The organism is Streptomyces murinus, assembly GCF_002154555.1.
GTDB classification, from domain to species: domain Bacteria; phylum Actinomycetota; class Actinomycetes; order Streptomycetales; family Streptomycetaceae; genus Streptomyces; species Streptomyces murinus.
Genome location: NZ_MUNF01000442.1, coordinates 1 through 10533, shown reverse-complemented (window position 1 = coordinate 10533; position 10533 = coordinate 1). Strand labels below are relative to the sequence as shown.

The following is a 10533-nucleotide window of genomic DNA, read 5'->3' as shown; positions in this document are numbered from 1 at the left end:
CCGGGCCGCCCGGGGCGGCCCGGTGCCGTACGGCCGGGCCGGATCCACGGGGAGCGGGTGACCGCCTCGAAGGTCAGCGCGCGCGACGGCGGACGAGGGCGAGAACCCCGGCGATGACCCCGGCCAGGGCGGCGGCGCCCGCCGCGACGGCCCATGCGGGCGGCCCCGGTTCGTCCTCCGCACCGATCACCCCCGCGCTGATCGCCCCCAGGGTGATGGGCGCGGTGCTGTTGCCGGGGTCGGCGTCCTCCCGCAGCCGCTGCTCGGGCGCGTCGACACGGATCGCCCCCGCGGTGTGCTTGGACGGATCGTCGATCCGTACCGTGAAGGGGAAGTCCCGGTGGAAGCCGTCCCGGAGCATCGGCACGTCGAAGCCGGTGGTGTAGAGCCCGTACTCGCACAGGTAGTAGGCGGGCCTCGACCGGACGTCGGTGGGCCCGCAGCCCTCCGGAACGCTCAGCACGGTCACGCCCTCGGGGAACCGCACCTCGACCCGGGCGAACGGGATGCTGTTCTCGGCGTCCAACTGGGCCTGGACGGGGCCACCGTGGAAGTCCAGGGCCAGAGCGGCCGTGACCGTCTCGCCCAGCCGTACCCGCCTGTTCATGTCTCCCTCTCGTCGGCGCGTCGCTCGCGCCCACGAAGACCCGTCCGACCGATTGAAGGTTGTACCAGCCCCTGCGGAACAACCCCATACATGACAACCAGCTCCTCCGCTACACATAAGTCGCGAACAGGCGCAAAATGGGTAGTGCGGTGCTCGCTGAACACCGCTCCACCATTGGTCTGGCCTGCGCATTCGAAGGAGACCAAAGTCATGGCCAACGTCTCGCACAGGGGTGACATGTCGACCCACCCCGATGTCTCCGAAATGCGGGAACGCTACGACCGCATGCTCGGCGGTCGTGATGTGGCGCTCGTGGACGGGCCGGTGTTCCTGCTCGGCCTGTACTGCGCGGCATCGCCCTGGATCCTGCACTACACCGCCAGCCAGCCGGCGCTCATGACCCACAACCTGATCATGGGTATCGCGATCGGGCTGCTGGCGCTGGGATTCACCAGGGCCCCCGAGCGGATGTACGGCCTCAGCTGGGCGATGTGCGCGCTGGGCGTCTGGATGATCATCGCCCCGTGGATCGTGGGGAGCGCCCCGGACACCGGTGTGATCATCAACAACGTCGTGATCGGCGCACTGGCCCTCCTCCTCGGAATCGTCTGCGCCGCGACGTCGGCGAAGGCCACCAAGGCCACGAAGAGCACGCCCAGGCCTTAGCGGGGAAGGAAGCACGACGAGAACGCACGAGGAAGGAGCGGATCGTCGAGAACGCGAAAGGGAAGAAGAACACGGAAGGAAGAAGGACGGAGGGCCGGTGCGCCCAGCGGACCGGCCCTCTTCCCTGCCCCGCGTCCTCCCCGTCCGGGGACCCTCTCAGCCGCGCACGGTGAAGCTCAGCCACAGGTCGGCGGGCAGCGACGGCCGCCCCGGTACGGCCCGCTCGGTACGGCGCCACGCACCCGGCGCGACCTGCTCCGCGACCCGGTGCCAGAAGGCCGCCCCGCCCGCGTTGTCCCGCTGGAAGGCCACCTCCCACCGGCCCGGATGCCGCCGCAGCACCTCCTGTACGGCCCTGAGCCCCACTCCCCCGCGCCGGGCGCCCCGCACCACGAAGAAGCTGTTCAGCACGCGCACCGGTCCGTCGAGTCCCCGTACGAAGGCGAACCCGACGAGATGGTCGCCGCGGGTCAGCAGGTACGGCGCCCAGCCGTCGCCGGTGAAGGCGGACTCCAGCCGCTCGCTGCGGAACGTGCCGTCGGCCGCGGGCAGTCCGCCCTGGTACTCGGACATGTCATGACGGAACATCAGCCACAGCCGCTCGACGGCGGGCCGGTCCTCGATGGTCGCGGCGCGGACACGAAGGTCCGCGGTCCTGGTCTCGTTCATGGTCTCGTTCATGTTTTCGCTCACGTCGGTCATGAACGAGAGCCTCCCCGGGCGGACTCTCGTCCGGCCGGGGAGGCTCATCACGCTGATCGGATCATAGACCCTCGGGGCTCACACGGTCTCGATGTCCCGTCCGGCCGGGCGTTCCTCCTCGGTCTCCGCCGGCCCGAACGGCCACACCTTCTCCCGGCGCGCCCAGACCAAGAAGGCCGCACAGCCGAGGGCGAGCCAGGCCAGAGACCATTCGATGGGGTGGCGGCCCGGTGAGTTGCGGTCGGCACAGGCGTAGATCACGCACCAGCCGACGAAGGCCACGAGGGACGGCAGCGGGTAGAGCCACATCCGGTACGGGCGGGGCAGATCCGGCCGCCGGGAGCGCAGCACCGTCAGGGCGACGATCTGGGCCAGCGCCTGCACGATCACCATCACGGTGGTGAGCAGCTGGATCAGGGTCGCGAGATCGGTGTGCCGGCCGATCAGGAAGCCGACCGCGGTGATCACGCCCATGGTCGCCAGGCCCAGCGTCGGGAAGCGGTGCCGGGGGTGCAGCCTGGCGTACGGCCGGAAGAAGACCCGGTCGCGCGCGGCGTCGTACGGCACCCGGGAACCGCCGAGCAGTCCGGTGAACACGGAGGCGAAGGCGGTGATCAGGATGAGCACGGTGACCGTGTCGGCGGCGCCCCTGCCCCAGGTGCGCTCCAGGACCGCGGAGGCCACCGAGGTGGACGCGATGTCGCCCGGGTCGCTCATCCGGTGCCAGTCGACCACGCCGAGCGTGCCGATCTGGAGCAGCAGGTAGATCGCCATGATGCCGAGGATCGAGTAGACGATGGAGCGCGGCAGCACGCGGCCGGGGTCCTTGATCTCGGCGCCCATGTAGGCGGTGGTGTTGTAGCCGAGGTAGTCGTAGACGCCGATGGTCAGGCCCGCGGCGAAGCCGGCCCAGAAGTGGCCGCCGGTCAGGTCGAAGGCGCCCGCCGGGTAGGTGAAGGCTAGATGTGGGCTGAAGTCGGTCGCGGCGGCGGCGATCACCAGGATCACCGAGGCGATCATCACGGTCCACATCACGGCCGTGATCCGCGCGATGTGCTCGATGCCGCGCCACAGCAGCAGGACGACCAGGGCGATGACGGCGAGGCCGATCAGATCGCCGGCCGAACCGCCGAGGCCGGGGGCGAGATAGCCGAGGTACTGGACGAAGCCGACCACGCCCGTGGACATGATCAGCGGCACGAACAGCATCGCCGTCCACACGAACAGGAACGGCATCAGTCTCCCGGTGCGGTACCGGAAGGCCTGGCGCAGATAGACGTAACTGCCGCCGGAGCCGGGCAGCGCGGCGCCCAGCTCGGCCCAGACCAGCCCGTCGCACAGGGCAAGGACCGCGCCCGCGACGAATCCGATGACCGCCTGGGGCCCGCCGAACGCGGCGACCATCAGCGGGATGGTGACGAACGGGCCGATGCCGCACATCTGGCTCATGTTGATGGCCGTGGCCTGGAACAGCCCGACCCGGCGGACGAAGCCGCCCGGGGGCGGCGGGCTACCGGACATGGGGACTCCTGGAGGCGTCGGGGAGGGGACCCTGTGAGAATCCGCGCGCCGGGTGAAGGCGGTTGACGGATATTCAGCGGGCGCTGTGGCGACGGTCGTTGACAGCCCTGGGACGGCGACCTAGCTTAAGCCCGGTTAGTAAAGTTTCCTAACTTTACGAGCCTGGAGACCGTCTGTGTTCCCTCGCCCCGCCCCCGGACATCGGCTCGCCACGGCCACCGGACTCCTCGCCCTGCTGGGCTACCTCACCACCGGCGCGTGGGCCGACCCCCATGTCCCCGCGCCCCCGCTGCGCCCGGTCGCGGAGCTGAAGGCGCCCACCCGGATCACCCCGGTGTCCCCGGCCGCCGGAAGCACCACCCCGCTCGCCGCCTTCGCCATCCAGTCCACGGCGAAGGTGGGCGACTCCCCGGCGGCCGTCTCCTCCCCCGGCTACCCGGCACGCGGCTGGTACCTGGCGGGTCCGCGCTCCACGGTGCTGGCCGCGCTGCTGGCCGCCGGGGTGTACGACGACCCGTTCCGCTCCACCAATCTGGCGAAGATCCCGAAGGCCGACTTCGAGGTGCCCTGGTGGTACCGCTCCGACTTCACCGTCGCCGACACCGCGCGGCGCACCCTGCTCGACTTCAGCGGGGTCGTCTCCGCCGCCGACGTCTACGTCAACGGCCGCCGGGTGGCCGCCGCACGGGAGGTGACCGGCGCCTACACCCACCATGAGCTGGACGTCACCGCCCTGGTGCGCCCCGGTGTCAACACGGTCGCCTTCCGCATCCGGCCCAACGAGCCGAGCAAGGACCTGACCATCGGCTGGCTGGACTGGCTTCAGCCGCCGCCCGACCGGAACATGGGCATCGTCCGGGACGTCCTGGTGCGCCGGGGCGGCCCGGTGGCGCTGCGCGACGCGCACGTGGTCACCAAGCTGGCCGTGCCGTCCCTCGCCACCGCCGACCTCACGGTCAGGGCGCGGGCCCGCAACGACTCCGACGCGCCGGTCACCGCCGAGATCACCGGCGCCATCGGCCCGACGCGCTTCGGCGGGACGGTCCGGCTCGCCGCGCACGAGACACGGACCGTCACCTTCTCCCCCGCCGAGGTGCCCCGCCTGCGCCTGGCCGCGCCCAGGGTGTGGTGGCCGGCCGGGATGGGCGGACAGCCGCTGTACGGCCTCGACCTGACCGCGCGGGTCTCGGGCACGGTCTCCGACACCGCGCACGAGTCCTTCGGCATCCGTGATGTCCGGGCACCGCTGAACGCGGCGGGGGCCCGCCAGTACCGGATCAACGGCCGGCCGTTGCTGATCAAGGGCGGCGGCTGGTCGCCGGACGAGTTCCTGCGCTGGGACCGCGGCTACGCCGAGGACCGGCTGCGGTACGCCGTCGACCTCGGCCTGAACACCCTGCGCCTGGAAGGCCACTTGGAGCCGGACGAGTTCTTCGAGCTGGCCGACCGGTACGGGGTGCTCACGCTGCCGGGCTGGGAGTGCTGCACCAAGTGGGAGGGGCAGGTCAACGGCACGGAGAACGGGGAGAAGTGGACCCCGGCCGACTATCCGGTGGCGAAGGCGTCCATGGCCGCCGAGGCCGCCCGGCTGCGCGACCACCCGAGTGTGATCTCCTTCCTGATCGGCAGCGACTTCGCGCCCGACGCGACGATCGAGAAGAACTACCTGGACGCGCTGCGGGCCGCCGGCTGGAACCTCCCGGTCGTCTCCGCCGCCTCCGACAAGTCCTCGCCACAGCTGGGCAGTTCGGGCATGAAGATGACCGGTCCCTACGACTGGGTGCCGCCGGAGTACTGGTACGCCAAGCGCGAGGGCGGGGCCACCGGCTTCAACTCCGAGACCAGCGCTGGCCCGAGCATCCCCACCCTGGACACCCTGCGCCGGATGCTCACCCCGGCCGAGCTGGACAGCCTCTGGCAGGACCCCGGGGCCAAGCAGTACCACCGCTCGCCGTCCGCCACCTTCGGCACGCTCTCGCTCTACGACGCCGCGCTCGCCGCCCGCTACGGCGCCCCCACCGGCCTGGCCGACTACGTCCGCAAGGCGCAGCTGGCCCAGTACGAGAACGTGCGGGCCCAGTTCGAGGCGTACGGCCGCAACGCGACGGACCCGCAGGAGCCCGCGACCGGGGTGATCCACTGGATGTTCAACAGCGGCTGGACGTCCCTGCACTGGCAGTTGACGGACCGCTATCTCGACCAGAACGGCGCCTACTTCGGCGCGAAGAAGGCCAACGAGCCGCTGCACGTCCAGTACGGCTACGACGACCGCACGGTGACGGTGGTGAACAACCGGCACACGACGCTGCGGGGCCTGTCCGCACGGGCCACGCTCTTCGACCCGGACGGCACCCTGCGCTACGACGGGACGGCCGCCGGGCTGTCGGTGGCCGGGGACGGGGCCCACACGAACGCGCTGACCCTGCCGGACTCGGTGCCCGGCCTGTCGCGGACGTATCTGCTGCGGCTGGTGCTGACCGACGCGGCCGGCCGGGAGGTGAGCCGGAACGTGTACTGGCTCTCCGGCGAGCAGGACACGCTCGACTGGCCGCGCACCACCTGGTGGTACACGCCGACGACCGGCTACGCCGACCTCACCGGTCTCGACTCGATGGCGCGGGTCCCGGTGACGGCGAGGGCCACCACCCGGTCGGACGGGGGCACTTCGACCACCACGGTGACCCTGCGCAACACCACAGACGGACGGACGCCCTCACTGCTGACGGATGTGCATCTGGTCGACGGACGCGGGGCGCCGGTGCTGCCGGTGCGCTGGTCGGACAACGAGATCGGGCTGTGGCCGGGCGAGTCGGTGACGCTGACCGCCGTCTACCGGACGGCCGATCTGCACGGCGCGGCCCCGCGGGTGCGGGTCTCCGGCTGGAACACCCCGGAGCGGACCGTGCCGGCGGCATGACGAGGGGGGTGGGCCCCGCCGGACCCACCCCCCTCGCGCACGGAGGCGCTCAGCTCACGTTGAGCGCGGTGTCGTCCACGACGAACGAGGTCTGGTACTTGGAGCCCTCGGTGCCGGTGAACTGAAGGGTGACGTTCTGCCCCGCGTAGCTGCTGAGGTCGAAGCTGCGCTGGGTGTAGCCGGAGCCGGCGTTGAGGTTCGAGTACGTCGCCAGGGTGCCGAGCACCGTGCCGGAGCCGTTCAGCACCTGCACCTTGAGGGTGTCGTAGGCGGTGGTGGTCGAGGTCTCGGCCGTGTCGACGTGCAGATAGAAGCTCAGCTTGGCCGAGGTGCAGCCCGCCGGGACGGCCACCGACTGGGACAGCGTGTTGGTGGTCGCGGTGCCGTAGCCGTCGAGCCAGGCGTAGTACGAACCCGAGTGGGCCGACTCGGCCGCGGCGTTGGTGATGACCTTGCTGGACGCGCTCCAGGTCGTGTTGCCCGACTCGAAGCCGTTGTTGCCGAGCAGCTGGCCCGCGGTGCAGGTGCCGGTGCCGCCGCCACCCGTGCCACCGCCGCCGGTGCCACCACCACCGCCGCTGGTGCCGCCGTCACCGGCGAGCCACGCGGTGGCGTTCAGGGCGAGTGCCGCGTTGGTGGCGCCGGTGTCGTTCCAGCCGTCGTACAGGGTGTTGCCCGAGCTGCCGGTGCCGTCGTCGATCGGGGAGCTGTCGCCCCAGAACGCGACGCGGCCGGAGCCGAAGGTACTGGTCAGGAAGAAGGCACCAGTGTTGCCCGAGTAACCGCTGCGGTAGACCAGGCCCTTGACGGCCGCGTTGTCGGCGGGCTTGAGGGTGGCGGTCGTACCGTCGGCGAACAGGCTCTTGGTGACCTTGCCGAACGAGCCGTTCAGCACCGGGTCGGTGCTGTCGCTGATCGCGGCCGGGTAGCCGGAGCTGATGTCAAGGGAGTCGATGGAGAAGCCGAACGGGTCGGTGTTGTCGACGCCGTTGTTCGTCATCAGGTCGTTGAGGATCTCGACCGCGTCGTTGCCGTCGTTGTTGCGGTCGGCGCCGGTGTGGTCGGAGATGATGAACAGACCGCCGCCGTTCTTCACGAAGTTCATGATCGCCGTCTTCTCGGCGGTCGAGAACATCGTGTTGGGCTCCGGCAGGACCAGTTCGTCGAAGTTCGACAGGTCCTGCGCGGACGAGCCGCCGTAGGTCAGGCTCTGGCCCGAAGGCAGCGTCTTCAGGCTGTAGTTGCCGGTCTTCTGCAGCGCCACGCCCCAGGAGGAGAGCGCGCCGGTCCAGTCCGTCTCGGACTGCGGGTTGGCGTTCTGGCCCAGCGGGTCGGGCTGGCTGGTGGAGATGACCCAGTCGGCGTTGCCGGCCGTCTCGGCGTGGGCGTTGTCGAACAGGACCCGGTGCGTGGTCGCCGCCTGGGCGGGGGCGCTCGCACCGACCTGGACGGCCGCTCCGGTCAGGAGCAGGCCGAAACCGGCGAGTGCGGTGGTGACTCTGCGTCGGGATCTCTTGGATCCGAGCATCCGGCGAACCTCCGTTGTGGGGTGTGGGGAGAAGGAGTTGCGGCGCGCCAAATCTGCGCGCGTAGAACCCGCTTGAGGGTTCTACACGCGTTGATGGCTTGAAAGGTACATGGCATGAAGCGCCGGTGAACAGAAAGTCCCGGCAATAAAGCGCGCCGGACTGTCCGCGCCCGCAGCGGGCACCTTCTCCCAAGACGGGATTTCGCCGTGCGGAGGGGTGGAGATGGAGATTTCAGGCATCATCAGCGCGATCGTCATCGGCCTGATCATCGGCGTGCTGGGCCGGCTGGTCGTACCGGGGCGGCAGCACATCGGGGTGCTGTGGACGATTGTCGTCGGCATCGTGGCCGCGCTGATCGGCTCCGCGATCGCGGCGGGGATCGGGGTCGCGGACACCAAGGGGCCCGACTGGATCGAGTGGCTCATCCAGATCGCCCTGGCGGCGGTGGGGATCAGCGCACTCGATCGGGCGAGGTCACGTCGTTGACGTACCGTCAACTTCCCTTGATCTCATAGAGGTACGGGGTCGTGATGCTCAACGGCAGGAAGCCGAGCCGTTCCAGGATGGGGCGGCTCATGGGTGAGGCGTCGACCTGGAGGTAGCGGCAGCCGCGGGCGGCGGCGATCCGGGCGCGGTGGGCGACGAGGGCGCGGTACAGGCCCCGGCCCCGCCACGCCTCGGCGGTGCCGCCGCCCCACAGGCCGGCGAACGGGGTGCCGGGCACCAGTTCCATCCGGGCGACGCTGACGGTCTCCGTCCCGGCCAGCGCGACGACGGCGACCAGCGCGTCGGGATCGGCGGCCAGTTGGTCCAGCAGCCGCAGGCGCATCAAGGTGCCGTCGGTGCCGAACGCCTTCTCGTGCATCTCGATGAAGAGGTCGACGCCCGCCTCGTCCACGACCTCCACCAGCCGTACGCCCTCGGGGAGCCGGGCGTCCAGGTCGAGCCGGTCGATCTCGCCGATCATCAGCGTCTCGGCCGGCTCGGCCCGGAATCCGGCCGCGGTGAGCCGGTCGCCGAGGTCGGCGGGCCGGTCATGGCTGTAGAGCTTCCACTCGAAGTCATGGCCGAGGGCGGTGAAGGCGGCGATCTGCTCCTGGATCGCCGCGTCCGCGCCCGCCTCGTCGAGGCCGCTCCACAGCACGCCGTTCCAGCCGTGCGCGTCCGCGCGTTGCCGCACCACCTCCCCGACGCGTTCGACCCGGGCGCCGGGGCCGTCGGGGACGGCGTTCTGGCGCAGGTCACGATCGTACCGGGCGAGGATCTCGTTCTTCTCCATGGCCGCCCACCCGATCACGCGGGCGGGGGCGCGGCAACGCAATTACCCGGTCAGCCCAGTTCGAGGGTGGTCACGCCGAAGACGCGGTCCTGGGCGTGGGCGCGGACCGGGCCGGTGTACATGCGGGCCGTCTCGAAGGAGGGGGCGAGTCCGGCGGCCTCGGCGAGGGCGATGCCGGCGGCGTTGGGTTCGGGCACGTCGACGGCGAGTTCGCGTCCGGCGGCCTCCCGGGCCAGCGCGGCGAACAGGGCGCGGGCGTCCTCGGCGCCGTCCGCGAAGAGCGGGCCGACGCGCAGGCTGTCACGGCCGGGGCGGATCACGCCGTACCCGGTGAGGCGCCCGTCCTGGTGGCGTACGACGGTGTGGTGGCCCGGGGTGGTGAGCCACTCGGCGAGGAAGCGGGGGCGCTCGGCGGGGTGGCAGGCGCTGTCGTAGGCGGTGATCGCGGCGAGGTCGGCGGGTCCGGCCGGGCGGACTCCGGCGGGGGTGTCCGGCTCGGGGGCGATGCCGGTGAACCGGACCGTGCGGTAGGCGAGTTGGAAGCCGGACTGGCGGTAGTTGTCCTGCTGGGCGACGACCCCGTCGAGGCCGATGGTGCGGGTGCCGGCGTGGGCCAGGGCGGTCTTCCAGGTGGTGAGGCCGTGTCCGTGGCCGCGCAGGTCGGGGCGGACGAGGTAGCAGCCGAGGAAGGCGTAGTCGGCGCCGTAGTTGACGACGGAGACGGCCGAGACCGGCTCCCCGTCGATCCGGCCGAGGAAGAAGCCTTCGGGGTCCTGGGCGAAGAACGCGGGTCCGTCGGCGAGTCCGGGGTTCCAGCCCTCCGCCGCCGCCCACCCGCTGATCACCGGCCAGTCGGCGAGACCGGCCCGGGTGACGACGAGGTCCTGGGGGGCGGGAGAAGTCATCGGTGCGCTCCATTGCGTCGGGGGGCCGGCCGCCGTACCGGACGGCCCGTGTCCGCAGCATCCTCGCGGATCAACGGCCGTCGCACCACGGGGAGATCAGCCGACCGGCACCGGCCGCGGTGCGGTCAGCGCACGCGCCGGCGGATCGCCGAGACGAGGACGAACAGGGCGAAGACGAACAGGGCGAAGAGGGTGAAAGACCTGGAGCGGGGGCGCGAAGGAGGAGTAGGCGTGCGGTCCGTGCCGGGCGAGGTCGAGGGCGTGCGCGCCGGTGCCTTCGAGGAAGCCCCCGTCGGCGACGACCAGGATGACCCGGGCCCAGGGGGGCAGTGCGCGCCACCGCCGTCGGATGCGGTCCGTCACCGGGCCACTGTACTTCCCGGGGGCCGAGGGGGTCGGGGCGAGGG

At 71.1% G+C, this 10533-nt stretch carries 9 protein-coding genes and 1 pseudogene; 3 read left to right on the top strand and 7 right to left on the bottom strand.

All coding sequences use genetic code 11. The features are described 5' to 3' along the window. Positions 1 to 73: 73 nt before the first annotated feature. Complete coding sequence (locus CCN72_RS25565; protein ID WP_086809959.1) at positions 74 to 607, bottom strand: hypothetical protein; 534 nt, start codon at positions 605 to 607, stop codon at positions 74 to 76. A gap of 210 nt (positions 608 to 817) precedes the next feature. Between CCN72_RS25565 and CCN72_RS25560 the strand changes: the two genes are divergently transcribed. Then, a complete protein-coding gene (locus CCN72_RS25560; RefSeq protein ID WP_085563212.1) occupies positions 818 to 1273 on the top strand; it encodes an SPW repeat protein in 456 nt (151 codons plus the stop codon). A gap of 156 nt (positions 1274 to 1429) precedes the next feature. On the opposite strand, the gene CCN72_RS25555 is transcribed toward CCN72_RS25560, so the two are convergent. Then, the gene (locus tag CCN72_RS25555) at positions 1430 to 1942 is read right to left on the bottom strand and encodes a GNAT family N-acetyltransferase (RefSeq protein WP_086809961.1); all 513 of its coding nucleotides are present in this window, start codon (positions 1940 to 1942) and stop codon (positions 1430 to 1432) included. Positions 1943 to 2053: 111 nt separating this feature from the next. After that, the gene (locus tag CCN72_RS25550; RefSeq protein WP_086809957.1) at positions 2054 to 3496 is read right to left on the bottom strand and encodes an APC family permease; all 1443 of its coding nucleotides are present in this window, start codon (positions 3494 to 3496) and stop codon (positions 2054 to 2056) included. A gap of 175 nt (positions 3497 to 3671) precedes the next feature. Here CCN72_RS25550 and CCN72_RS25545 point away from each other — a divergent pair, with 175 nt between their 5' ends. Then, complete coding sequence (locus CCN72_RS25545; protein ID WP_086809955.1) at positions 3672 to 6413, top strand: glycoside hydrolase family 2 protein; 2742 nt, start codon at positions 3672 to 3674, stop codon at positions 6411 to 6413. A gap of 49 nt (positions 6414 to 6462) precedes the next feature. On the opposite strand, the gene CCN72_RS25540 is transcribed toward CCN72_RS25545, so the two are convergent. Beyond that, the gene (locus CCN72_RS25540) at positions 6463 to 7941 is read right to left on the bottom strand and encodes a M6 family metallopeptidase (protein WP_086809953.1); all 1479 of its coding nucleotides are present in this window, start codon (positions 7939 to 7941) and stop codon (positions 6463 to 6465) included. Between the two features lie 223 nt (positions 7942 to 8164). On the opposite strand from CCN72_RS25540, the gene CCN72_RS25535 reads away from it, so the two are divergent. Then, positions 8165 to 8428 carry a GlsB/YeaQ/YmgE family stress response membrane protein gene (locus CCN72_RS25535; protein ID WP_085563207.1) on the top strand — a complete coding sequence of 88 codons (264 nt, stop codon included), beginning with the start codon at positions 8165 to 8167 and terminating at the stop codon, positions 8426 to 8428. Positions 8429 to 8435: 7 nt separating this feature from the next. On the opposite strand, the gene CCN72_RS25530 is transcribed toward CCN72_RS25535, so the two are convergent. The 3 genes and pseudogenes from CCN72_RS25530 to CCN72_RS38680 all read right to left on the bottom strand — a co-directional run. Further along, entirely contained in the window at positions 8436 to 9221 is a 786-nt protein-coding gene (locus tag CCN72_RS25530) for a GNAT family N-acetyltransferase (protein WP_086809951.1), read from the bottom strand. 50 nt (positions 9222 to 9271) lie between these two features. Continuing rightward, complete coding sequence (locus tag CCN72_RS25525; RefSeq protein WP_086809949.1) at positions 9272 to 10126, bottom strand: GNAT family N-acetyltransferase; 855 nt, start codon at positions 10124 to 10126, stop codon at positions 9272 to 9274. A gap of 96 nt (positions 10127 to 10222) precedes the next feature. Next, a pseudogene (locus tag CCN72_RS38680) lies at positions 10223 to 10533 on the bottom strand (hypothetical protein); the annotation flags it as partial.